The 25,487-nt window shown below is 59.8% G+C and carries 18 protein-coding genes and 2 tRNA genes; 16 read left to right on the top strand and 4 right to left on the bottom strand.

Annotated features, from left to right (window positions below; genetic code table 11):
• Positions 1–47: 47 nt before the first annotated feature.
• From hfq to ACYZT4_RS18475, 7 genes are all read left to right on the top strand, one after another.
• On the top strand, positions 48–308 hold the full coding sequence (hfq, locus tag ACYZT4_RS18505) for an RNA chaperone Hfq (RefSeq protein WP_299828917.1): 261 nt from the start codon (positions 48–50) through the stop codon (positions 306–308).
• Positions 309–320: 12 nt separating this feature from the next.
• Entirely contained in the window at positions 321–1,622 is a 1,302-nt protein-coding gene (hflX, locus tag ACYZT4_RS18500; protein WP_461982040.1) for a ribosome rescue GTPase HflX, read from the top strand.
• 96 nt (positions 1,623–1,718) lie between these two features.
• Positions 1,719–2,891 (top strand): FtsH protease activity modulator HflK, encoded by a 1,173-nt coding sequence (gene hflK, locus ACYZT4_RS18495; protein WP_461982038.1) that lies wholly within the window; start codon positions 1,719–1,721, stop codon positions 2,889–2,891.
• Positions 2,891–3,760 carry a protease modulator HflC gene (hflC, locus tag ACYZT4_RS18490; RefSeq protein WP_059405812.1) on the top strand — a complete coding sequence of 290 codons (870 nt, stop codon included), beginning with the start codon at positions 2,891–2,893 and terminating at the stop codon, positions 3,758–3,760. Before hflK ends, hflC begins: the two co-directional genes overlap by 1 nt.
• A 315-nt stretch (positions 3,761–4,075) precedes the next feature.
• Positions 4,076–5,263 carry an ATP phosphoribosyltransferase regulatory subunit gene (locus ACYZT4_RS18485; RefSeq protein WP_461982036.1) on the top strand — a complete coding sequence of 396 codons (1,188 nt, stop codon included), beginning with the start codon at positions 4,076–4,078 and terminating at the stop codon, positions 5,261–5,263.
• 55 nt (positions 5,264–5,318) lie between these two features.
• Positions 5,319–6,608: an adenylosuccinate synthase gene (locus ACYZT4_RS18480; protein ID WP_461982034.1), complete on the top strand. Its 1,290-nt coding sequence runs from the start codon at positions 5,319–5,321 to the stop codon at positions 6,606–6,608.
• A gap of 160 nt (positions 6,609–6,768) precedes the next feature.
• On the top strand, positions 6,769–8,703 hold the full coding sequence (locus ACYZT4_RS18475; RefSeq protein WP_461982032.1) for a methyl-accepting chemotaxis protein: 1,935 nt from the start codon (positions 6,769–6,771) through the stop codon (positions 8,701–8,703).
• Between the two features lie 111 nt (positions 8,704–8,814).
• On the opposite strand, the gene ACYZT4_RS18470 is transcribed toward ACYZT4_RS18475, so the two are convergent.
• The 4 genes from ACYZT4_RS18470 to ACYZT4_RS18455 form a co-directional block, all read right to left on the bottom strand.
• The gene (locus ACYZT4_RS18470) at positions 8,815–10,380 is read right to left on the bottom strand and encodes an ABC transporter permease (protein WP_461982030.1); all 1,566 of its coding nucleotides are present in this window, start codon (positions 10,378–10,380) and stop codon (positions 8,815–8,817) included.
• A complete protein-coding gene (locus ACYZT4_RS18465; protein WP_461982028.1) occupies positions 10,380–11,390 on the bottom strand; it encodes an extracellular solute-binding protein in 1,011 nt (336 codons plus the stop codon). The genes ACYZT4_RS18470 and ACYZT4_RS18465 overlap by 1 nt, the downstream gene beginning before the upstream one ends.
• 281 nt (positions 11,391–11,671) lie before the next feature.
• Positions 11,672–11,758 (bottom strand) — tRNA-Leu (locus ACYZT4_RS18460).
• A 167-nt stretch (positions 11,759–11,925) separates the two neighbouring features.
• A tRNA-Leu gene (locus tag ACYZT4_RS18455) sits at positions 11,926–12,012 on the bottom strand.
• A 224-nt stretch (positions 12,013–12,236) separates the two neighbouring features.
• Here ACYZT4_RS18455 and rnr point away from each other — a divergent pair.
• The 9 genes from rnr to ACYZT4_RS18410 all read left to right on the top strand — a co-directional run bounded on the left by rnr (position 12,237) and on the right by ACYZT4_RS18410 (position 25,428).
• Entirely contained in the window at positions 12,237–14,867 is a 2,631-nt protein-coding gene (gene rnr / locus ACYZT4_RS18450) for a ribonuclease R (RefSeq protein ID WP_461982026.1), read from the top strand.
• Positions 14,864–15,631: a 23S rRNA (guanosine(2251)-2'-O)-methyltransferase RlmB gene (gene rlmB / locus ACYZT4_RS18445; RefSeq protein WP_461982024.1), complete on the top strand. Its 768-nt coding sequence runs from the start codon at positions 14,864–14,866 to the stop codon at positions 15,629–15,631. Before rnr ends, rlmB begins: the two co-directional genes overlap by 4 nt.
• Positions 15,632–15,932: 301 nt before the next feature.
• Positions 15,933–16,355 (top strand): 30S ribosomal protein S6, encoded by a 423-nt coding sequence (gene rpsF / locus ACYZT4_RS18440; RefSeq protein WP_003217491.1) that lies wholly within the window; start codon positions 15,933–15,935, stop codon positions 16,353–16,355.
• A gap of 28 nt (positions 16,356–16,383) precedes the next feature.
• Positions 16,384–16,614: a 30S ribosomal protein S18 gene (rpsR, locus tag ACYZT4_RS18435; protein WP_002551829.1), complete on the top strand. Its 231-nt coding sequence runs from the start codon at positions 16,384–16,386 to the stop codon at positions 16,612–16,614.
• A 36-nt stretch (positions 16,615–16,650) separates the two neighbouring features.
• A complete protein-coding gene (locus tag ACYZT4_RS18430) occupies positions 16,651–17,544 on the top strand; it encodes a hypothetical protein (protein WP_461982022.1) in 894 nt (297 codons plus the stop codon).
• A gap of 19 nt (positions 17,545–17,563) precedes the next feature.
• Positions 17,564–18,010 (top strand): 50S ribosomal protein L9, encoded by a 447-nt coding sequence (rplI, locus tag ACYZT4_RS18425; RefSeq protein WP_008035347.1) that lies wholly within the window; start codon positions 17,564–17,566, stop codon positions 18,008–18,010.
• Between the two features lie 120 nt (positions 18,011–18,130).
• On the top strand, positions 18,131–19,525 hold the full coding sequence (gene dnaB / locus ACYZT4_RS18420) for a replicative DNA helicase (RefSeq protein ID WP_461982020.1): 1,395 nt from the start codon (positions 18,131–18,133) through the stop codon (positions 19,523–19,525).
• Positions 19,526–19,636: 111 nt separating this feature from the next.
• The gene (locus ACYZT4_RS18415; RefSeq protein WP_461982018.1) at positions 19,637–21,940 is read left to right on the top strand and encodes a YgiQ family radical SAM protein; all 2,304 of its coding nucleotides are present in this window, start codon (positions 19,637–19,639) and stop codon (positions 21,938–21,940) included.
• A gap of 212 nt (positions 21,941–22,152) precedes the next feature.
• Positions 22,153–25,428, top strand: a complete 3,276-nt coding sequence (locus ACYZT4_RS18410) for a transglutaminase family protein (protein ID WP_461982016.1) — start codon at positions 22,153–22,155, stop codon at positions 25,426–25,428.
• The last annotated feature ends 59 nt before the right edge of the window (positions 25,429–25,487 follow it).

The following is a 25,487-nucleotide window of genomic DNA, read 5'->3' as shown; positions in this document are numbered from 1 at the left end:
TCTGTTTACCTATTTTTTTATATTGAATCCTTAAAGGAGTGCGGCACATGTCAAAAGGGCATTCGCTACAAGACCCTTACTTGAATACTTTACGTAAAGAGAAAGTTGGGGTTTCCATCTACCTGGTCAACGGGATCAAACTGCAGGGCACGATCGAGTCTTTCGACCAGTTCGTCATCCTGCTGAAAAACACCGTCAGCCAGATGGTCTACAAACACGCTATCTCTACAGTGGTTCCGGTTCGTCCAATTCGTCTGCCTAGCGCAACCGAAACCGAAGCGGGTGACGCTGAGCCAGGTAACGCCTGATAGGAGTCTCCTTTGTTCTTTGAGCGCCACGGTGGTGGTGAGCGAGTGATCCTCGTTCACTTGGATGGACAGGACCCTGAGGCGCGCGAAGATCCGCAGGAGTTTCAGGAGTTGGCTAATTCGGCCGGCGCCGAGACCGTTGCGTTTTTTAACGTGCCGCGTCATCGGCCAACCGCCAAATACCTGATCGGCAGCGGCAAGGTCGAGGAACTACGCGACCTGGTCCATGCCGAAAAGGCCGATCTGGTGATCTTCAATCACATCCTCACGCCCAGTCAGGAACGTAACCTCGAACGTGTTTTCGAGTGTCGCGTGATCGACCGTACCGGTCTGATTCTCGATATTTTCGCCCAACGCGCCCGTACTCATGAAGGCAAGCTCCAGGTAGAACTGGCCCAGCTTGACCACATGAGCACCCGGCTGGTTCGTGGCTGGACTCACCTTGAGCGCCAGGGTGGCGGTATCGGCATGCGTGGCCCGGGTGAAACCCAGCTGGAAACCGACCGTCGTCTGCTGCGGGTTCGCCTGCGACAGATCAAGGGACGGTTGGAAAAAGTACGCAGCCAGCGCGAACAATCGCGACGCGGGCGTATGCGTGCGGATATTCCTACCGTATCTCTGGTGGGGTATACCAACGCCGGCAAATCCACGCTCTTCAATAACGTGACGAAATCCGACGTGTACGCGGCTGACCAGTTGTTTGCCACGCTGGACCCGACCCTGCGCCGTCTGGAACTGGACGACCTGGGGCCGATTGTCTTGGCCGACACCGTGGGCTTCATTCGCCACTTGCCCCACAAGCTGGTCGAGGCGTTTCGGTCTACGCTCGAAGAGTCGAGCAACTCGGACCTGCTGTTGCACGTCATCGATGCGGCCGAACCGGATCGCCTGTTGCAGATCGAGCAGGTGATGGTGGTGCTGGGCGAGATTGGTGCCCAGGACTTGCCGATCCTCGAGGTCTATAACAAACTCGATTTGCTTGAAGGCGTTGAGCCACAAATCCAGCGCGATGCCGATGGCAAGCCGCAACGGGTCTGGCTGTCGGCGCGTGATGGCAGTGGCTTGGAGTTGCTTGAACAGGCCATTGCCGAGTTGCTGGGCAGTGAGTTGTTTGTAGGTACCTTGCGCTTGCCGCAACGATTCGCTCGACTGCGTGCGCAGTTCTTCGAACTCGGCGCGGTGCAGAAAGAAGAATACGACGAAGAAGGTGTCAGCTTGCTGGCCGTTCGATTGCCGCGCACGGAGCTCAATCGGCTGGTCAGCCGTGAAGGCGTTGTGCCGACGGAGTTCATCGAGCAACACACTTTGCAATAAAAGCCTGAGAAAGCGGTTGTGCCGCAGTCGCAGGCATTCTGTAGCATTGGTCGGCGCGCCGTGGGTGCGTCTTTGCTTTATCAGATGGAGAGCGCTATGGCTTGGAATGAGCCGGGTGGCAACTCGAATAATCAGGATCCTTGGGGTGGCAAGCGCCGCAATAACGGCGACCGCAAGGGACCACCGGATCTCGACGAGGCCTTCCGAAAGCTGCAGGAAAGCCTGAACGGGTTGTTCGGTGGTGGTAAGAAACGTGGTGATGACGGCGGTGGTTCGGGCAAGAGTGGCGGCTTCGGCGGCATTCTTGGTGTCGTGCTTGTCGTGCTGGCGGCCGTGTGGCTTTACAGCGCGGTCTACGTCGTCGACGAACAGGAGCAAGCCGTAGTGCTTCGCTTCGGCAAGTACTACGAAACCGTCGGCCCGGGCCTGAACATCTATTTCCCGCCGATCGATCGCAAGTACCTGGAGAACGTCACGCGTGAGCGTGCCTACACCAAGCAGGGTCAAATGCTGACTGAAGACGAAAACATCGTCGAAGTGCCGCTGACCGTGCAGTACAAGATCAGCAACCTGCAGGATTTCGTGCTGAGCGTCGATCAGCCGGAAATCAGCCTCCAGCACGCGACTGAAAGTGCCTTGCGCCATGTGGTGGGTTCCACCGCGATGGATCAGGTGCTGACTGAAGGTCGTGAATTGATGGCCAGCGAGATCAAGGAGCGTCTGCAACGCTTCATGGATACCTATCGCACCGGTATCACCGTGACTCAGGTCAACGTACAGAGCGCAGCCGCACCGCGTGAAGTGCAGGAAGCCTTCGATGACGTGATCCGCGCCCGTGAAGACGAGCAGCGTTCGCGCAACCAGGCCGAAACCTACGCCAACGGCGTCGTACCGGAAGCCCGTGGTCAGGCCCAGCGCATCATCGAGGATGCCAATGGTTACCGTGACGAAACCGTCTCGCGCGCCAAGGGTGAGGCCGATCGCTTCACCAAGCTGGTCAGCGAGTACCGCAAGGCCCCGGAAGTCACGCGTGAGCGTCTGTACCTGGACACCATGCAGGAAGTCTTCAGCAACACCAGCAAGGTTCTCGTGACCGGCAACAAGAATGGCCAGAGCAATCTGCTCTACTTGCCGCTGGACAAGATGATCGACAGTGGCCGCAACACCAGCGCTCCGGTGACTGGCGCGGCAGCCACCAGCAATGAAGCGAATGCGCGTGCGGCAGCTGATCTGCAGCAACAGCAAGCACGTACCAGGGAGAGTCGCTGATGAGCAATAAATCGCTGATCGCCCTTATTGTCGGCGTCGTCGTGGCGATCGCAGCCTGGAACTGTTTCTACATCGTGGCTCAGACCGAGCGTGCGGTGCTGCTGCAGTTCGGTCGTGTGGTCCAGGCCGATGTTCAGCCAGGCCTGCATGTGAAAGTGCCTTACGTTAACCAGGTGCGTAAATTCGACGCACGCCTGATGACGCTGGATGCACCGACACAACGCTTCCTGACGCTGGAAAAGAAAGCTGTCATGGTCGATGCGTACGCCAAGTGGCGCGTGAAGGACGCAGAGCGTTTCTACACTGCGACGTCCGGCCTCAAGCAGATCGCTGACGAGCGTCTTTCCCGTCGTCTGGAATCGGGCCTGCGTGACCAGTTCGGTAAGCGCACGCTGCACGAAGTGGTATCCGGTGAGCGCGATGCGCTGATGACCGATATCACGGCGTCGCTGAACAAGATGGCAGAAAAAGAGCTGGGCATCGAAGTGGTCGATGTTCGGGTCAAGGCCATCGACCTGCCGAAGGAAGTGAACCGCAGTGTGTTCGAGCGTATGAGCTCCGAGCGTGAGCGTGAAGCTCGCGAGCACCGCGCCAAGGGTAACGAGCTGGCAGAAGGCATCCGTGCCGACGCCGATCGTCAGCGCCGCGTGCTGCTGGCTGAAGCCTATCGTGAATCCGAAGAGGTTCGCGGTGACGGTGACGCCCAGGCCGCTGCGATCTACTCCAAGGCCTACGGTCAGGATCAGGAGTTCTACGGTTTCTACCGTAGCCTGCGTGCCTACCGTGAAAGCTTCGCGAACAAATCCGACGTCATGGTCCTGGACCCAAGCAGTGACTTCTTCCGTTACCTGGAAAAAGCCAAGCCTTGATACAGCGTTGACCTGAATCATCCCCCGCCTGGCGGCTAAAGCCTCGGGCGGGGTGATCCTTTGGGAAAACGTGTGTATGATGCGGCAGCCGGGAAATTCCCGGCTTTTTTGCGTCTGCACGTTTGATTGCAGTTTTTATGCAGGCGCCCGAGTTGAATGACTCGACAGGTTTTTCGAGGAAAGTGGTAGGCGAAGCTGTTTTCAGGCTTTTCGCCACGTCGTTCATGCGCGTGGTTTGCACATGAACCGATCATTTTCTGCTTCACTCAAGGCTCGCCCATAGGCTGGCCGCCCGGACCATAGGGGAATGGCGTAATGGCAACGGTAGACCGCTGGCTGCTGCCAGATGGCATCGAAGAAGTACTGCCGCCGGAAGCGGCGCGCATTGAAGTCGCGCGTCGTCAGGTGTTGGATCTGTTCCAGAGCTGGGGTTACGAGTTTGTCGTGACTCCCCATATCGAGTACCTGGAATCCCTGCTGACCGGTGCGGGCTCGGATCTCGATCTGCGTACCTTCAAGGTCATCGACCCGCAGTCGGGCCGGCAGATGGGTTTCCGTGCCGACATCACGCCGCAAGTGGCGCGCATCGATGCGCATACCTTGCGCCGCGAAGGCCCGAGTCGTCTGTGCTACGCCGGCAGCGTGCTGCATGCCCAGCCACGCGCTTTGTCGTCCTCGCGCAGCCCGATCCAGCTAGGCGCCGAGTTGTACGGCGATGCCAGCCCGAGCAGTGACGTTGAAGTGATCAGCCTGATGCTGGCCATGCTGCAACTGGCCGACGTGCCGGATGTACACATGGACCTCGGTCATGTCGGCATTTATCGCGGTCTGGCCCGCGCCGCCGGTTTGTCCGGTGAAGTTGAACAACAGTTGTTCGATGCGTTGCAACGCAAGGCCATCGACGAGGTCATTACCCTGACCGAAGGTTTGCCTGCCGATCTGTCGGGCATGCTGCGGGCGTTGGTTGACCTGTGTGGCGGCCGTGAAGTGCTGGAAGCGGCGCGGGTGCGTCTGGCAAATGCGCCGGCCCCGGTTTTGGCTGCTCTGGACGACTTGCTGGCAATTGCCGAGCGTTTGTCCACGCGGTTCCCGGAGTTGCCGTTGTACTTTGACCTCGGCGAGTTGCGCGGCTATCACTACCACACCGGTGTGGTGTTCGCAGTGTTCGTGCCGGGTGTTGGCCAGTCCATTGCCCAGGGCGGTCGTTACGATGACATCGGCGCTGACTTCGGTCGCGCCCGTCCGGCAACCGGCTTCTCTACCGATTTGAAAACCCTGGTGACCCTGGGGCGTGCTGACATCGAGCTACCGTCTGGCGGTATCTGGATGCCTGACAGTACGGATGCGGCACTCTGGCAGCTGGTTTGCCAGTTGCGCAGTGAGGGTCAGCGTGTCGTCCAGGCGTTGCCTGGGCAACCATTGGCCGCCGCCCGTGAAGCGGACTGCGACCGGCAATTGATTCAGCAGAACGGGCTGTGGCAAGTATCGCCACTGGCTTCTTGAGTTTCCCTGTCGGCCCGTGGCCGGCACCAAGTTTGCGCGAATGAGGACAAGTGTTATGGGTAAGAATGTCGTAGTCCTGGGCACCCAATGGGGTGATGAGGGCAAAGGCAAGATCGTTGATCTGCTGACCGAACATGCTGCCGCCGTAGTGCGCTACCAAGGTGGCCACAACGCGGGTCACACCCTGGTGATCGATGGCGAGAAAACCGTCTTGCACCTGATCCCGTCGGGCGTGCTGCGCGAAGGCGTGCAGTGCCTGATCGGCAACGGCGTGGTGGTTGCTCCCGACGCTTTGCTGCGGGAAATCGTCAAGCTGGAAGAGAAAGGCGTACCGGTGCGTGAGCGCCTGCGTATCAGCCCGTCCTGCCCGCTGATCCTGTCCTTCCACGTAGCGCTGGACCAGGCCCGTGAAAAGGCCCGTGGCGAGCTGAAGATCGGTACCACCGGTCGCGGCATCGGCCCCGCTTACGAAGACAAGGTTGCACGTCGTGGCCTGCGCGTTGGCGACCTGCTCAACATGCCGCGCTTTGAAGACAAGCTGCGTGAACTGGTGGACTACCACAACTTCATGCTGGTGGGTTACTACAAAGAGCCGGCCATCGAGTTCGAAAAGACTCTTGCTGAGTGCAAGGAATACGCTGAGCTGCTCAAGCCGCTGATGCTGGACGTGACGGCCGAGCTGCACGACCTGCGTCGCGCGGGCAAAGACATCATGTTTGAAGGCGCCCAGGGTTCGTTGCTGGACATCGACCACGGTACCTACCCGTACGTGACCAGCTCTAACACCACCGCTGGCGGCGTTGCGACCGGTTCGGGTGTCGGCCCGATGTTCCTGGACTACATTCTGGGCATCACCAAGGCATACACCACGCGTGTAGGTTCGGGTCCATTCCCGACTGAACTGTTCGACGAAGTCGGTGCGCACCTGGCCAAACAAGGTCACGAGTTCGGCGCGACGACCGGCCGTGCCCGTCGTTGTGGCTGGTTTGACGCCGTTATCCTGCGTCGCGCTATCGATGTGAACAGCATCTCGGGCATCTGCCTGACCAAGCTGGACGTACTCGACGGTCTGGAAACCATCAACATCTGCGTCGGCTACAAAGATGCCGAAGGTAATACTGTTGCCCCGACTGACGCTGACAGCTACGTGGGTCTGCAGCCGGTGTACGAAGAAGTGCCGGGCTGGACCGAGTCGACCGTGGGCGCCAAGACCCTGGAAGAGCTGCCGGCCAATGCTCGTGCCTACATCAAACGTGTCGAGGCGCTGATCGGTGCGCCGATCGACATTATTTCGACAGGCCCGGACCGCAACGAAACCATCGTTCTGCGTCACCCGTTCGCTTAATAAGTCGTTGATGTAAAAAATAAAGGGCCCCTAATCGGGCCCTTTGTCGTATCTGCCGGCATCACGGCATGACCTTTGCTGTGTTTTCCTCAAGAGCTCATTAAGAGCATGTCTTCTGGCGTGCCATCAATTTAATGGCGTCAAAGCAGAGGGATATCAAGTGTCGGCGGTTCTCTCATTGTTACAAAGCCGTTTACTACGGCCGGTGTTCGTTACCCTTGGTATCGCCCTTTTAGTGCAGGTGCTGGTAGCGGTCGCCCTGACGCGGAGCACAGTGACTGCACTTGAGGCCGATTTGGGTGTGCGCCTGGGCGCGGACAGTCAAAAACTTTCCGGCGAACTGGAGCAAGCGGGACGCGAAGTCACGTCAAGCCTGGACAGTCTTTCCGCCAGCACGCGGCAGCGCCTGACGGCCGGTTTGTCCTCGCGACTAGAGGACGAACAGGCACAGCTGCGGACCACGCTGGAAAAAGCCCTGAAGGATTCCGCCAATGATATGGCGCAACTTCTGGCCTCGGTTGCGCCCCGCGCCATGTGGGACAGCGACGTTCCGACCCTCTCCGAATTCGCCCGTCGGGCCCAGCGCAATCCCAACGTGCTGTTTGTGGTGTATGACGATGCTACGGGGCAGCACCTGACGCGCTATCTCAACCGTGAAAACCCGATCAACAAAGCGCTTCTGGAGAAAGGCCAGGGCGAGCGTGCGCTGGACAAAGTGCTGGATGCGGCGAAGAACGATCCTTCGGTCTACTACCTCGAAGCCTCGATCAACCCTAACGGCGTGGAAATCGGCAAGGTTCTGATGGGCGTCTCCACCGCCTCGGTGGAAACCGATCTGGCGGCACTCGACAAGCGCTTCACCGCGCTGATCGCCAGCAGTGATCAACTGGTCGGCGACAGCCTCAAGGGCGCCGCCGCCGACAGCGCCACGGCAATGCGCGCGCGTCTGACGTCCGCCCAGGCCACCGCTGCTGAAATGAAAGCCAACACCACCAGTACCGTGCAGGAAGCCGCGGCGACCTTGCGCTGGCGCATCGGTATGGGCCTGGCGCTGGTCGGTTGCGGCGTGCTGCTGTTGCTGGCCGTGGTGCTGGGTCGTCGCGTGGTCAACCGCTTGAAGATGCTGATCGCCGCGATGGACGATTTGGCAGCGGGCGAGGGCGACCTGACCAAGCGGGTGCAGATCAACAGCAAGGACGAAATCGGCGACATGGCCTCGGCGGTCAATCGCTTTGTGGATAAGTTGCAGCCGATCGTGCGTGAAGCGGGGGATGTCGCTCAGCGTACAGGCGTTGAAATCGGTGCCATGACGTTGCGTAACGCCGGTGCCGATGCGGCAGCAGGTATGCAGCGCGACGAAGTGGCCGAAAGCTTGCGCGCATTGTCGCAAATGGCCGATGAAGCGCAGTCCGAAAGCCATGCCATGCAGGCGGCGTTGCAGCAAGTGGTGGACATTCGCTCGGCGACCGACGAAAACACCCGGACCTCGGCGAAAGTCGGCAGCCTGATCGAAGCGTTGGCCGGGCAGGTCGATACCGGTGCGAAAGTCATCGAGAGGCTGGCGCAGCAGAGCGAGCAGATTGAAGTGGTGCTGACTGTGATTCACGGGATCGCCGAACAGACCAATCTGCTGGCGCTGAACGCGGCCATCGAGGCGGCGCGTGCCGGTGAGACCGGTCGCGGTTTTGCCGTGGTGGCGGATGAAGTGCGAGCGCTGGCGAGCAAAACCCAGAGCTCCACGGGCGACATTCAGGCGCACATCGTTGCCTTGCAACAGGGTGCGCGTGAAGCGGTGGCGGCGATTGGGCAGGCCGGGCGTCAAGCCAGCGAAGGGTTGCTGGTGTTGCGTGACAGTGCCAAGTTGCAGCAGTCGGTGCAGGCGTCGGTCGAGCAGGTGCATGCGGCGATCGGGCTGGCGACGCAGGCAGCGGCGCATCAGGCGCAAGGCGCGCATGCGGTGCGGGGTCGGGTTGAAACCATTCATGCACAGGCTGAGAAAGCGGCTCAGGCGGTGGTGGAAACCACGGCCAGCGGCAAGGTGCTGGATGGCCTGGCAGCGCAGCTGAAGGCGAGCCTGGGGCAGTTCAGGGCCTGATCGGTTGCTTGAACTGGACCCTTCGCGAGCAGGCTCACTCCCACATTCGAACGCATTCCATCTGGAGGAATGCAGTTCCATGTGGGAGTGAGCCCACTCGCGATGGCGATCTCAGCGGCTCAAATATATCCGCGTCGTCAGCAGATACACCGGCAACCCCGACACCAGAATCAACAACGCCGCATAAGGCGCCGCCGCCGCAAACTCCACATTCGCGGTATGCGCCCACACCTCCGTCGCCAGGGTATTGAGCCCGGTCGGACTCAGTAGCAGCGTCGCCGTCAGCTCCTTCATCGCATCCAGAAACACCAGCGCAAATGCCGCGCCCAGCGCCGGGAAAATGATCGGCAGGGTGACCCGGCAAAACGCACTGAAGGATGAGGCCCCTAGCGTGCGCGCCGCTTCTTCCAGTTGCGGCGCCGCCTTGTTCAATGCTGTGCGAATCGGTGCCTGCGCCAACGGCAGGAACAACAGCGCATAAGCGATCAGCAGCAACGCCGAGGTCTGGTACAGCGCCGGCACATAGTGCAGGGCGAAATACACCAGCGCCAGGGCAATCACCAGGCCTGGCAGCGCATGCAGCAAATACGGCAAGCGCTCGGCCCAGATCGCCAGCTGACCTTTGTAACGTACCACCAGCAATCCCACCGGCACCGCCAGCACCAGGCACAACGCTGCGCCGCCCAGCGACAGCACAAGCGACGACAGCAACGCCTCGCTGATCGCCGCCACCGGAAACGCTGCCGAAGAACCCACTGTTAGCCAGTACGCCAGCATTGCCAATGGGACTCCGCTGCCAATGATCGCCAGCGTGAGGCAGTAAACTTGTCCAGCGCCCGCCCAGCGTCCCAGTCGCACCTGCTCCGCCCGGCGCGCTGCGCCTTGTCCAGTGCGCACGTGTCGACCTTTGCCGCGTACCCGCAGCTCAAGCCACAGCAACAGCAGACACATCGCCAGCAACACCGCAGACAGCATCGCCGCGTTGGCGTTGCTGAATTCCAGTTCGAACTGCTGATAGATGGCGGTGGTGAACGTCTGCAAGCCAATGATCGACAGCGCGCCGAACTCCACCAGCATGTGCAGCGCGATCAGCAGCGAGCCGGCCAGCAGTGACGGCCATAGCAGCGGAAGGGTGATTTTGAAAAACACCCCCCAACGATTCTGCCCCAGCGTACGGGCGGACTCTTCGAGGGATGGATCGAGATTGCGCAGCGTCGCCGCGACCGGCAAAAAAATCAGCGGGTATTTGGACAGGGTCATCACCAGAATCGCCCCGCCCAAACCTTCGAAATGAGCACTCAGCGAGACCCAGGTGAAGCTGCTGACAAACGCCGGTACAGCGAACGGCAAACACAGGATGACGCCCCACAGGCGCCGTCCCGGCAGATTGCTGCGCTCCAGCAGCCAGGCCAGCGACAAACCAATCACGCTACAGGCAGCCGTCACGCCCACCATCAGCGCCAGCGTATTGCGCAGCAACCCAAAAACGTACGGTCGCCACAGCAGATGCAGCGCTTCGGCCCAGCCCGCCTGCCAGGTCTTGATCCCGACATACGCCAGCGGCAACAGGCTGAGCACCACCAGCAGCAGAACCGGTAGCACCAGCCAGATCGACGGCCACTTGCGCCTTGGCACGTAACCCCCGCCGGATGTGCGGGCGGATAGCGATGCGCTCATCAGTTCAAGCCAACGTCACGTTCCAGGTCCAGAGCTTGTTCGGCGTTGCCAAGGTCGGCTGGCGTGACCTTGGGCGCTTCAAGCTCGCTGAACGGCTTGAGGCCGCGATCCGATTGCATGCCTTTGTGCAGCGGGTATTCGGCGGTCGTCTGGGTGATCACGCGCTGACCTTCTTCGCTGGCCATGTAGGCAAGAAATTGCTGGGCTTCTTTTGGATGTTTGCTGGACTTCAGCACCGCGGCGCTGGAAACGGTGATCAATCCGCCGACATCGCCGCCGGTGAAGTAATGCAGTTTCGAATCGAGCTGGCCCTTTTCACGCTGCAAGGCGAACCAGTAGTAGTTGTTCACCAGCACGGTTGCAACTTCGCCGTTTTCCACGGCTTTCAGCGCGACCATGTTGTTGCTGTAGGTCTTGCCGAATGCGCGCAGGCCGGTCAGCCATTCTTCGGCGGCGTCCATGCCGTGGACCTTGATGATCGCGACGGCTTGCTCCTGGAAGGCGCCGCTGGTGGGCACGAAGCCGACCTTGCCTTGCCATTTTGGGTCGGAAAATTCCATGACCGACTTGGGCAGGCTTTTTTCATCGATCAGTTTGGGGTTGAACGCAACCACGCGCACTCGGGCGGTGATGCCGATCCAGGTGCCATTACCCGCAACGTAGTCTTTTGGCAGAACGGCAAGGATGGCGGCATCGGTTTGAGCCAGCAGGCCTTGTTCGCCGAGTTTGTTCAGGGGCGGCGACTCTTCGGTGTAGATCACGTCAGCCGGGGAGCGATCGCCTTCTTCGACGACCTGGCTGGCGAGCTGGTTGCTGCTGCCTTTGCGCACGTTGACGTGAATGCCGGTCTTGGCTTCGAACGCTTTGGCGACGGCGTCGCCGACTTCCTTGTGTTGACCGTTATAGAGTGTCAGGGAAACTGAATCAGCAGCCTGGGAAAGCGCAGCAGCCATGGCCAGGCCGAGCAGGGTGATGGTCAGGCCGCGGCGCAGGGTATTTCGAAACATCATTCGCAGGGTTCCTCACTGTCGCATTGCAAAAACTTGCAACAATGATAAACGATATTGTTTCTCAAGTGCGCCTTGCGGAGCGCCGGCCGAATTCCTGTAGGAGCGAGCTTGCTCGCGAAGAATTAGGAATCCACGAGCTGTTTCAGAAAGCTCGCGTCATCGTTCAGGTCCATCGCGAGCAAGCTCGCTCCCACAGGGGGGGTGTTTTTGAAAACCAGAAACGCAAAAACCCGCTTTCGCGGGTTTCTGTGAAATTCAAGATTTTGACCTTGAATTTGAATTGGTGCCCAGAAGAAGACTCGAACTTCCACGACCTTGCGGTCACCAGCACCTGAAGCTGGCGTGTCTACCAATTTCACCATCTGGGCATTCATCGCAAGCGTTGCCGCTGTTGATGTGGCGCACTATACGGAGAGCATTTTGATCTGTAAACCCCTGATTTGGTTTTAATAAATCAGATACTTAGAATGCAAAAAACCCGCTTTCGCGGGTTTTTGTGTGAGCGTTGAAATTGATCTAATCTCAAGCTCGGAATTGGTGCCCAGAAGAAGACTCGAACTTCCACGACCTTGCGGTCACCAGCACCTGAAGCTGGCGTGTCTACCAATTTCACCATCTGGGCAGCATCGGCAACGTCTCCGTCGTCGATGGCGCGCACTATACGGAGCGTCTTTTTAACTGTAAACCCCCGGTATCAAAAAAACCTGAAAAATATTACCAGTGGCATTCAAATCAGCTTTGCGGTGCCGATAAAGGCCTTTAGACAGGCTCTGATAGCCTGAAATTTCCCGTTTCATTACGCCTATGCCAAACTAACCCGCATATAGACAAGGTGAAAACTCTCTAATGGCCGATTGGCAGTCCCTCGATCCCGAGGCCGCTCGTGAAGCGGAAAAATATGAAAACCCTATTCCTAGCCGCGAACTGATCCTTCAGCACCTTGCTGATCGGGGTTCGCCTGCTAACCGTGAGCAACTGGTCGAAGAGTTTGGTCTGACCACAGAAGACCAGATCGAAGCCCTGCGCCGCCGCCTGCGCGCCATGGAGCGCGACGCTCAACTCATCTACACCCGTCGCGGCACCTATGCGCCGGTGGACAAGCTCGACTTGATCCTCGGTCGCATCAGCGGTCACCGTGACGGCTTCGGCTTCCTGGTGCCGGACGACGGCAGTGACGACCTGTTCATGAGTCCGGCGCAAATGCGCCTGGTGTTTGATGGTGACCGTGCGCTGGCCCGTGTTTCCGGCCTGGATCGTCGCGGTCGCCGCGAAGGCATGATCGTCGAAGTCGTTTCCCGTGCCCACGAAACTATCGTCGGCCGGTACTTCGAAGAGGGCGGCATCGGCTTCGTGGTCGCGGACAACCCGAAGATCCAGCAGGAAGTGCTGGTCACCCCGGGCCGCAACGCCAGCGCCAACATCGGTCAGTTCGTCGAGGTGAAGATCACTCACTGGCCGACACCACGCTTTCAGCCGCAAGGCGACGTGGTTGAAATCGTGGGTAACTACATGGCGCCGGGCATGGAAATCGATGTCGCCCTGCGCGCTTACGATATCCCGCACGTCTGGCCTGAAGCGGTGTTGAAAGAAGCCGCCAAGCTCAAGCCTGAAGTCGAAGAGAAAGACAAAGAGAAGCGCATCGACCTGCGTCACCTGCCGTTCGTCACTATCGACGGTGAAGACGCGCGCGACTTCGATGACGCCGTTTATTGTGAAGCCCGTCCGGGCAAGCTGCGCCTGTTCTCCGGCGGCTGGAAGTTGTACGTGGCGATTGCCGACGTCTCCAGCTACGTGAAGATCGGTTCGGCGCTGGACAACGAATCCCAGGTTCGCGGCAACTCCGTTTACTTCCCGGAGCGCGTGATACCGATGCTGCCTGAGCAGCTGTCCAACGGCTTGTGCTCGCTGAATCCGGAAGTTGATCGCCTGGCCATGGTTTGCGAGATGACCATCTCCAAATCCGGCGAGATGACCGACTACTGCTTCTACGAAGCGGTGATTCACTCCCATGCCCGCCTGACCTACAACAAGGTCAGCTCGATGCTGGAAACGCCGAAACTCACCGAAGCGCGTCAGCTTCGTGGCGAGTACAACGACGTGCTGCCGCACCTCAAGCAGCTTTACGCGTTGTACAAAGTATTGCTGGCTGCTCGTCACGTCCGTGGCGCGATCGATTTCGAAACTCAGGAAACCCGGATCATCTTCGGGACCGAGCGCAAGATCGCCGAAATCCGTCCGACCATTCGTAACGACGCGCACAAGCTGATCGAGGAATGCATGCTGGCGGCCAACGTGGCCACTGCCGAATTCCTGAAAAAGCACGAAATCCCTGCGCTGTATCGCGTCCACAATGGTCCGCCGCCGGAGCGTCTGGAAAAACTCCGTGCGTTCCTTGGCGAACTCGGCCTGTCCCTGCACAAAGGCAAGGACGGCCCGTCGCCGAAGGACTACCAGGCATTGCTGGCGAGCATCAAGGACCGTCCGGATTTCCATCTGATCCAGACCGTCATGCTGCGTTCGTTGAGCCAGGCGGTGTACAGCGCTGATAACCAGGGCCACTTCGGCCTGAATTATGAAGCCTATACCCACTTCACCTCGCCGATCCGCCGCTACCCGGACTTGCTGACGCACCGGGCGATCCGCAGCGTCATCCACTCCAAGCAAGACACGCCGCACGTACGCCGTGCCGGTGCGATGACCATTCCGAAGGCGCGTATCTATCCGTACGACGAAGCCGCGCTGGAGCAGCTCGGCGAGCAGTGCTCGATGAGCGAGCGCCGTGCCGATGAAGCAACGCGTGACGTGGTGAACTGGCTCAAGTGCGAGTTCATGAAGGACCGCGTAGGCGAATCGTTCCCGGGTGTGATCACCGCTGTGACCGGTTTTGGCCTGTTCGTCGAGCTGACCGATATCTACGTCGAAGGCCTGGTGCACGTCACCGCGCTGCCGGGCGATTACTACCACTTCGATCCTGTGCACCACCGCCTCGCCGGCGAGCGCACCGGTCGCAGCTTCCGCCTGGGCGATACCGTTGAAGTGCGCGTGATGCGCGTCGACCTCGACGAGCGCAAGATCGACTTCGAGATGGCTGAAAAAACCATCAGCGCGCCAATTGGCCGCAAAAAGCGCGGGACGGAAAAAACCGAACCTGCTGCCAAGTCGACGGGTAAAACTGCGGCAGAGCCGGCCCCGGCGAAAACCGGCCGCCGTCCTGCCAAGGAAAAAGCGCCTGAAGCGTATCGCCCGAGCGATGCCGCGGCGAAAAACGCCGAGCTGCGTAAAAGCCGTGAAATGAAGCAGGCGTTGCTGTCTGATGCGAAAAGCGGTGGTAAAGCGGCGTCTGGGGGAAAGGCCGGACGGTCGGCGCCTGACAAGGCTCCCGGCAGCAAGCCAAGCAAGCACCGTAAGGGCCCGCCGAAAGCGGGTTCCGCTCCAGCCAAAAGTGGCGGGGCACGTAAACCTAAGGCCAAGTCATGAGTCAGTTGGAAAAAATCTACGGCGTGCATGCGGTAGAGGCATTGCTGCGTCACCACCCGAAACGCGTCAAGCAGATCTGGCTGGCTGAAGGCCGCAATGATCCGCGCGTGCAAACGCTGATCGAGCTCGCGGCGGAAAACCGCGTGGCGGTCGGCAATGCCGAACGCCGCGAGCTGGATGCCTGGGTTGAAGGCGTTCACCAGGGCGTGGTCGCGGACGTCAGTCCGAGCCAGGTCTGGGGCGAAGCAATGCTCGACGAGCTGCTTGATCGTACCGACGGCGCACCGCTGCTGCTGGTGCTCGACGGTGTGACCGATCCGCACAACCTGGGTGCTTGCCTGCGTTCGGCCGATGCGGCCGGTGCGCTGGCAGTGATCGTGCCGAAGGACAAGTCAGCCACGCTGACGCCAACGGTACGAAAAGTCGCCTGTGGCGCCGCCGAAGTGATTCCATTGGTTGCGGTGACCAACCTGGCGCGCACCCTGGAAAAACTCAAGCAGCGCGGCTTGTGGGTGGTCGGTACGGCGGGTGAAGCTGAGCAGAGTCTGTATCAGCACGACATGACCGGCCCGACCATCCTGATCATGGGCGCGGAAGGCAGCGGCATGCGCCGCCTGACCCGCGACCTGTGCGATTACCTGGTGCACCTGCCGATGGCCGGCAGCGTCAGCAGTCTCAACGTCTCCGTGGCCACAGGCGTCTGCCTGTTCGAAGCGCAGCGCCAGCGCAGCGTCAAAACCGCTGGGGCTGCCAAGAAGTCCTGATTAGCGCGATCCACTGTAGGAGCGAGCTTGCTAGCGAAGGGCTCAAGATCACCGCGGAGTATCGGCTTCCCCGCGTTATCGTTGATCACCTTCGCGAGCAAGCTCGCTCCTACAGTGCTTTCTGGTGCGGCTGTTCAAATAATCACCAATTGCCTTGCGCCTCTCCGGTCCCTTCTCTACAATTGCGCCCCTTGCTGTGACGGCAGGCACGCATGTGTCTATCGCAGGCAAGTCCATAAGTGTCATTCACTCCTTGTCTGACCGCTTTTGAGCGGCAGGCTACAACCCGTAAGGAGCATTCATGCGTCATTACGAAATCATCTTTTTGGTCCACCCGGATCAAAGCGAGCAAGTCGGCGGCATGGTAGAGCGTTACACCAAGCTGATCGAAGAAGACGGCGGCAAAATCCACCGTCTGGAAGATTGGGGCCGTCGTCAACTGGCCTACGCAATCAACAATGTTCACAAGGCTCACTACGTGATGCTGAACGTTGAATGCACTGGCAAGGCTTTGGCCGAGCTGGAAGACAACTTCCGCTACAACGATGCAGTGATCCGTAACCTGGTCATCCGTCGCGAAGAAGCCGTTACTGGCCAATCCGAGATGCTCAAGGCTGAAGAAAACCGCAGTGAGCGCCGTGAGCGTCGCGACCGTCCTGAGCACGAAGGCGCTGAAAGCGCTGATAGTGATGACAGCGACAACAGCGATAACGCTGACGAGTAATCCACGGACCTTTTGAGGAGCCTATTACATGGCACGTTTCTTCCGTCGTCGTAAATTCTGCCGCTTCACCGCTGAAGACGTGAAAGAGATCGATTACAAAGATCTCAACACTCTGAAAGCCTATGTATCCGAGACCGGCAAAATCGTTCCAAGCCGTATCACCGGTACCAAAGCACGTTATCAGCGTCAGCTGGCCACCGCTATCAAGCGCGCCCGCTTCCTGGCCCTGCTGGCCTACACCGACAGCCACGGCCGCTGAGACCGGGCAGTCGACACGTAGCAAAGGATTGAAAGCATGCGTGCCATAGCTGAGTTCATCATGCGCGGCCGTATGCAGGCCACTCTCGTAGTGGCCGGATGCGCGGCATTGCCGTTGTTGTATTGGTTGGGTGCTGCCGCAGGGTGCTTCGTGCTCCTGCGGCGCGGATTGAAGGACGCGTCAAGCGTACTTGCTCTGGGACTGCTGCCGGCCTTGGTCTGGTGGCTGTACTCCGATGACCCACGGGCACTTCTGGTGCTGCTGGGGTCTTGGAGCCTTGCGTTGGTTTTGCGCGCAAGTGAATCCTGGAACCGTGTGCTGCTGGTCAGCATAGCGATGGGAGTGGTGTTTGCAGTGGTGCTGGGGACAGCTTTTGCTCCCCAAATCGAGATGCTGGCGCAGGCTTTGATAAAAGTCATGCCGTCGCTACTCGGTGATGTCTACCAGAAGTTGTCGGTAGACGAGCAAGCGCATTTTGCGTCCCTGATTGCACCGGTCCTGACCGGCCTGATTGCGGCCTTGTTGCAAATCGTCAGTGTGCTGAGCCTGATTGTCGGGCGCTACTGGCAGGCGTTGTTGTACAACCCGGGTGGTTTTGGTCGCGAGTTTCGCACCATCCGCTTCCCGCTGGGGCTGGCGTTGTTACTGCTGGTGTTCATGCTTCTGGGGCCGAATATCGGTCCACAGATGGCCATGTTGACGCCGTTGTGCAGTGTCCCGCTGGTGTTCGCCGGGCTGGCCCTGATTCACGGGCTGGTGGCGCAAAAGCGACTGGCCAGGTTCTGGCTGGTGGGGTTGTACGTCACGCTGTTGCTGTTCATGCAGCTGATCTATCCGTTGCTGGTGGTCTTGGCCATCGTCGACAGCCTGATTGATTTTCGCGGTCGTTCGGCGCCGAAAGACGCCGATAGCGCGAACGGTGAAGGTTAAAAGTTAAGAGGATTTTCACATGCAACTGATCCTTCTGGAAAAAGTCACCAACCTGGGCAACCTGGGTGACAAAGTGAACGTTAAGGCTGGTTACGGTCGTAACTACCTGCTGCCTTACGGCAAAGCTACCGCTGCGACCCCAGCCAACCTGGCTGCGTTCGAAGAGCGTCGCGCTGAGCTGGAAAAAGCCGCAGCAGACCGTAAAACTTCGGCTGAAAGCCGTGCCGCCCAACTGGCTGAGCTGGAAGTGACTATCACTGCCACCGCCGGTGACGAAGGCAAGCTGTTTGGTTCGATCGGTACTCACGACATCGCTGATGCACTGACCGCCTCTGGCGTTGAAGTGGCAAAAAGCGAAGTTCGTCTGCCGAACGGCACCATCCGCAACGTAGGCGAATTCGACGTAGCCGTGCACCTGCACGCCGAAGTTGAAGCCACCGTACGCGTTGTTGTGGTAGCAGCTTAAGCAGCACTTGTCGGCTGGCACCCTCGGGTGCTTGTCGGTAACATCGGGCACGATCCTGTTTACAGGTCGTGCCCTTTGTCTTTCTGAAATCCCTGCTTTTCCTAATTAAACCAAGTGGCCATGAACGAAATCTCCGCTCCTGAGCAATACGATCTGCAAACCGCTTCCCTGAAGGTGCCGCCGCATTCCATCGAGGCCGAACAGGCTGTGCTCGGTGGTTTGATGCTGGACAACAACGCCTGGGAACGCGTGCTCGATCAAGTCTCCGACGGCGATTTCTATCGGCATGACCACCGCTTGATCTTCCGCGCGATTGCCAAGCTCGCCGACCAGAACTCCCCGATCGACGTCGTGACCCTTGCCGAGCAATTGGACAAGGAAGGTCAGACCTCGCAGGTTGGTGGCCTCGGTTACCTCGGGGAGCTGGCAAAAAACACGCCCTCCGTCGCCAACATCAAGGCCTATGCCCAGATCGTGCGCGCCCGGGCGACCTTGCGTCAGTTGATCGGCATCGCCACCGAGATTGCCGACAGCGCCTTCAACCCGGAAGGTCGCAGCGCCGAAGAGATTCTCGACGAAGCCGAGCGGCAGATTTTCCAGATCGCCGAGGCCCGGCCTAAAACCGGCGGCCCGGTGAGCGTGAATGACCTGCTGACCAAGGCCATCGACCGCATCGACACCTTGTTCAACACCGATAACGCCATCACTGGCCTGTCCACCGGCTACACCGACCTCGATGGGATGACCAGCGGCCTGCAGCCGTCCGACCTGATCATCGTCGCCGGCCGTCCATCGATGGGTAAAACCACCTTTGCGATGAACCTGGTGGAAAACGCCGTGTTGCGCAGCGACAAGTGCGTCCTGGTCTACTCGCTGGAGATGCCAGGCGAGTCGCTGATCATGCGTATGTTGTCGTCCCTTGGTCGTATCGATCAGACCAAGGTGCGTGCCGGTCGCCTGGAAGACGACGACTGGCCGCGCCTGACCTCGGCGGTCAACCTGCTGAATGATCGCAAGTTGTTCATCGACGATACGGCGGGTATCAGTCCTTCGGAAATGCGCGCGCGCACCCGGCGTCTGGTCCGTGAGCACGGCGATGTCGGCCTGATAATGATCGACTACCTGCAATTGATGCAGATTCCGGGTTCCAGTGGCGACAACCGGACCAATGAGATTTCCGAGATCTCCCGTTCCTTGAAGGCGTTGGCCAAGGAATTCAACTGTCCGGTAGTGGCGCTGTCCCAGCTCAACCGCTCCCTGGAGCAGCGCCCGAACAAACGTCCGATCAACTCCGACCTCCGGGAATCCGGAGCGATCGAGCAGGATGCTGACGTAATCATGTTCGTGTACCGGGATGAGGTGTATCACCCGGAGACCGAGCACAAAGGCATCGCCGAAATCATCATAGGCAAGCAGCGGAACGGCCCGATCGGTACGTCGCGACTGGCGTTCATTGGCAAGTACACCCGCTTCGAAAACCTGGCGCCGGGCAGCTACAACTTCGACGACGAATAACCTCCTGTGGGAGCGGGCAACGTGTGATTTCCGACTTTAGCCGTCGGAATTGGTCATTTTTTGTGCTATATTCCGCGCCCGCGATTTTTCATCTCAACACCGGTCACCGTCATGCAAACAGCCAAGCCGTTATTTGACTATCCCAAGTACTGGGCCGAATGTTTCGGGCCCGCGCCATTCCTGCCGATGAGCAGGGAGGAGATGGATCAGCTTGGCTGGGATTCCTGCGACATCATCATCGTCACCGGTGATGCGTACGTTGACCATCCGTCGTTCGGCATGGCGATCATTGGCCGGCTGCTGGAGTCCCAGGGCTTTCGCGTCGGGATCATTGCGCAGCCGAACTGGCAATCCAAAGACGACTTCATGAAACTCGGCGAGCCGAACCTGTTTTTCGGTGTCGCGGCCGGCAACATGGATTCGATGATCAACCGCTACACCGCCGACAAGAAAATCCGTTCAGACGACGCCTACACCCCCGGTGGCCTGGCGGGCAAACGTCCGGATCGCGCGAGTCTGGTGTACAGCCAGCGTTGCAAGGAAGCCTACAAAAACGTGCCAATCGTGCTCGGCGGCATCGAAGCGTCCCTGCGTCGCATCGCCCACTACGATTACTGGCAGGACCGGGTCCGCAACTCGATCCTGATCGACGCCTGCGCCGACATCCTGCTCTACGGCAACGCCGAGCGTGCGATCGTCGAAGTCGCCCAGCGTCTGTCCTACGGTCACAAGATCGAAGACATCACCGACGTGCGCGGCACGGCCTTCATCCGTCGCGATACGCCGAAAGATTGGTACGAAGTCGATTCCACGCGGATCGATCGTCCGGGCAAGGTCGACAAGATCATCAATCCGTACGTCAACACCCAGGACACCCAAGCCTGCGCTATCGAGCAGGAAAAGGGTCCGGTTGAGGACCCGAGCGAAGCCAAGGTCGTACAGATCCTTGCCAGCCCGAAAATGACCCGCGACAAGACCGTGATTCGTTTGCCGTCGGTTGAAAAAGTCCGTGGCGATGCGGTGCTTTATGCCCACGCCAACCGTGTGCTTCACCTCGAAACCAACCCGGGCAACGCCCGTGCGCTGGTGCAGAAGCACGGCGAAGTTGACGTCTGGTTCAACCCGCCACCGATTCCTATGACCACTGACGAAATGGACTACGTGTTCGGCATGCCCTACGCCCGCGTCCCGCACCCGGCGTACGGCAAGGAAAAAATCCCGGCCTACGACATGATCCGTTTCTCGGTGAACATCATGCGTGGCTGCTTCGGTGGCTGCACCTTCTGCTCGATCACCGAACACGAAGGCCGGATCATCCAGAACCGCTCCGAAGAGTCGATCATTCGCGAAATCGAAGAGATTCGCGACAAGGTGCCAGGCTTCACCGGTGTCATTTCCGACCTCGGCGGCCCGACCGCGAACATGTACCGCATCGCCTGCAAGAGCCCGGAAATCGAATCCGCGTGCCGCAAGCCGTCGTGCGTGTTCCCTGGCATTTGCCCGAATTTGAACACCGACCACTCGGCGCTGATCCAGCTGTACCGCAGCGCCCGTGCGTTGCCGGGCGTGAAGAAAATCCTGATCGCTTCCGGCCTGCGCTATGACCTTGCGGTCGAGTCGCCGGAATACGTCAAGGAACTGGTGACCCACCACGTCGGTGGTTATCTGAAGATCGCCCCGGAACACACCGAGGAAGGTCCGCTCAACCAGATGATGAAACCGGGCATCGGCAGCTATGACAAATTCAAGCGCATGTTCGAGAAGTACACCAAGGAAGCCGGGAAAGAGCAGTACTTGATTCCTTACTTCATCGCCGCCCACCCGGGCACCACCGACGAAGACATGATGAACCTGGCCCTGTGGCTCAAGGGCAACGGCTTCCGTGCCGACCAGGTGCAGGCGTTTTACCCGTCGCCAATGGCCACCGCCACCGCGATGTACCACTCGGGCAAGAACCCACTGCGCAAGGTCACTTACAAAAGCGACAGCGTGACCATCGTCAAGAGCGAAGAGCAGCGTCGTCTGCACAAGGCGTTCTTGCGCTATCACGACCCGAAAGGCTGGCCGATGCTGCGCGAAGCGTTGATCCGCATGGGCCGCGCCGACCTGATCGGACCGGGCAAGGATCAGTTGATCCCGCTGCATCAGCCAGCGACCGACAGTTACCAGAGCGCCCGTCGCAAAAACTCGACGCCGGCTGGCAGCCATAAAGTGGCCGGTGAGAAGACCACCAGGATCCTCACCCAGCACACCGGTCTGCCACCGCGCGCCAGTGATGGCGGCAACGCGTGGGACAAGCGTGAACAGGCCAAGGCTGCGGCATTTGCCCGCAACCAGCAGGCGGCCAAGGATCGCAAGGACGCGGCCAAAGGCAAAGGGCCCAAGCCTGCGCGCAAGCCTGTTGTGCCGCGTTAAGCCTCGCTTGAGCTGAATAGAACGCCAACCTTCGGGTTGGCGTTTTTTTTGATCTTCGCCACATTTGCGTGCAACTCCCTCAAACCAAATTCCCGCGTCGCCCGATTTTGGTGCTGTACTGCCCTTAGCAAATCCATGAAAGCGCCAGCATCACTGGATGGCATAAGTCTTGCGCGCTTTCGAATACGCTTAAGGCTCGCAGGAGGCACGCCGTGTCGATTCATGTCGCATTGCACCACGTCACGCATTACCGCTACGACCGCGCTGTCGAGCTCGGTCCGCAGATCGTTCGCCTGCGCCCGGCCGCTCACAGCCGCACGCGGATACTGTCCTATGCGCTGAAGGTCTCGCCCGAGCAGCACTTCATCAACTGGCAGCAGGACCCCCAGGGCAATTACCTGGCGCGCCTGGTATTTCCGGAGAAAACCACGGAGCTGAGAATCGAGGTCGATCTGCTGGCCGAGATGGCGGTGTTTAATCCCTTCGACTTCTTCCTCGAACCCTACGCGGAAAACATCCCGTTCATTTACGCCGCGGATGAGCGCAAGGAACTGGCGCCGTACCTGGAAACCTTGCCCCTGACGCCGAACTTCAAGGCGTACCTGGACGGCATCGACCGCACACCGCTGCCGAGCGTGGATTTCCTGGTCGCGCTGAATCAGCGCCTGAGCGATGACATCGGTTACCTGATCCGCATGGAGCCGGGTGTGCAGACGCCCGAGCACACCCTTGAACATGCCTCCGGCTCCTGCCGTGACTCGGCGTGGCTGCTGGTGCAACTCCTGCGTAACCTCGGCCTGGCGGCACGTTTCGTCTCCGGCTACCTGATTCAACTGACCGCCGACGTCAAAAGTCTCGATGGCCCTTCTGGCACCGACGTGGACTTCACCGACCTGCACGCCTGGTGCGAGGTGTATTTGCCGGGTGCGGGCTGGATTGGCCTGGACGCGACGTCAGGGCTGTTTGCCGGTGAAGGACACATTCCGTTGGCGTGTAGTCCCGATCCCGGCTCTGCGGCACCGATCAGTGGCCTGGTGGAGCCGTGCGAGTGCGAATTCACCCATGAAATGTCCGTGGAACGGATTTGGGAAGCGCCGCGGGTCACAAAGCCCTACACCGAAGACCAGTGGCTGGCGATCCAGGCCCTGGGCCGGCAGATCGACGCCGATCTGCTGGAAGGCGATGTACGCTTGACCATGGGCGGCGAGCCGACCTTCGTCTCCATCGACGATCCCGACGGCGACGAATGGAACACCGCCGCGCTCGGGGAGGACAAGCGTCGTTTGTCCGCCGAACTGTTCCAGCGCATGCGTAAACACTACGCGCCGAAAGGGCTGGTGCATTTTGGTCAGGGCAAGTGGTACCCCGGCGAGCAATTGCCGCGCTGGTCGCTCAATTGCTACTGGCGCCGCGACGGCGTGCCGATCTGGCACAACAGCGCGCTGATTGCCGACGAGCAGGACGACTATGGCGCCGATGGGGAGCTGGCCGGGCGTTTTCTGGCGAGTGTCGCCGAGCGCCTGAAAATTCCGACGCGTTTCGTGTTCCCGGCCTACGAAGACAATTTTTATTACCTGTGGCGCGAAGGCAGTTTGCCGCAGAACGTCAGCGCCGAAGACTCGCGCCTGGAAGAACCGCTGGAGCGCGCGCGTCTGCGCAAAGTTTTCAGCCAGGGCCTGGAAAAAGTCATTGGCCAGGTGCTGCCGCTGGCGCGCACCGCCAAGGGCAATCAGTGGCAAAGCGGCCGCTGGTATTTGCGCGACGAACACTGCCGGCTGGTGCCGGGGGATTCTGCGCTGGGTTACCGCTTGCCGTTGGGTTCGCAGCCCTGGGTGAAGGCCGCCGAGTATCCGTTCATCTACCCCACCGACCCCAATCAGGAATTCCCGACGCTGCCAGACACTCAGCAATTAAACAGTCCGAGAGCAGCGGCGGAAGCGATTGAGCGGGATCTGGAAATCGACGAGTCTGCCGATTGGCTGACCCGCACCGCGTTTTGCGCCGAGGCGCGGGAAGGGCGTTTGTACCTGTTCATGCCGCCGCTGGAACGGGTCGAGGATTATCTGGAACTGGTCACCGCGATTGAGGCCACGGCGCAGGAGCTGCATTGCCCGGTCCTGCTGGAAGGCTATGAGCCGCCGAGCGACCCGCGCCTGAGCAATTTCCGCATCACCCCGGATCCGGGCGTGATCGAGGTCAACGTGCAGCCGTCCGCCACCTGGGATGAACTGGTCGAACGCACCGAGTTTCTCTACGAAGAAGCGCGCCAGACCCGCCTGACCACGGAAAAATTCATGATCGATGGCCGGCACACCGGCACGGGCGGCGGCAACCATTTCGTTCTCGGTGGCGCGACGCCGGCTGACTCACCGTTCCTGCGTCGCCCCGATTTGCTGCGCAGCCTGATCAGTTACTGGCATAACCACCCGTCGCTGTCCTACCTGTTTTCCGGATTGTTCATTGGCCCGACGTCCCAGGCGCCGCGCGTCGATGAAGCGCGCAACGATGCGCTGTACGAGCTGGAAATCGCTTTCGCGCAAATGCCTGAACCCGGCGAGGAATGCGCGCCGTGGCTAGTGGATCGACTGCTGCGCAACCTGCTGATCGACGTGACCGGCAATACGCATCGCGCCGAATTTTGCATCGACAAGCTCTATTCACCGGACGGTGCGACGGGACGCCTCGGCTTGCTCGAGTTGCGCGCCTTTGAAATGCCGCCTCACGCGCGCATGAGCCTGGCCCAGCAACTGCTGCTGCGGGCACTGGTCGCGAAGTTCTGGCGCGAGCCGTATGCGCCGCCGAAATTGGCGCGTTGGGGCACGGAGCTGCATGACCGCTTCCTGCTGCCGCACTTTATCGAGCAGGATTTTGCCGACGTCATCGTCGATCTCAACGCTTCGGGTTATCCAGTGCGTGCCGAGTGGTTCGCGGCGCACCTGGAGTTCCGTTTCCCCAAAGTGGGTGATTACGTTGTCAGCGGCATCGAGCTGGAATTGCGTCAGGCGTTGGAGCCCTGGCATGTGCTGGGCGAGGAGGGCGCGGTCGGCGGCACGGTGCGTTATGTGGATTCGTCCCTTGAACGCCTGCAAGTCAAACTCACCGGCCTGCCGCCGCAGCGTTACCTGCTGACCTGCAACGGCATTCCGGTGCCGTTGCAACCCACCGGTCGGGTGGGCGAGTTCGTTGCCGGCGTGCGCTTCCGCGCCTGGCAACCGGCCAACTGTCTGCAACCGACAATCCCGGTCCACGCGCCGTTGGTGTTCGACCTGCTCGACACCTGGATGCAGCGCTCGCTGGGCGGCTGTCAGTACCACGTCGCCCATCCGGGCGGGCGTAACTACGACAGTTTGCCGGTGAATGCCAATGAAGCCGAGAGTAGGCGAATGGCGCGTTTCTTCCGAATCGGACACAGCCCGGGGAAACTTCCTATACCGATTGTGGAAATTAACGACGAGCTGCCGATGACTCTCGATTTGCGACGTTTCTAAACCCTACGCGACGCTCGGATTATTCGTCTATCCGGGCGTCATGAGCCTGCGTTAGTCTG

It is taken from the genome of Pseudomonas sp. GB2N2 (assembly GCF_054897705.1).
Note: the sequence above shows the minus strand (reverse complement) of the source record. Positions and strands in the feature narration are given on the sequence as shown.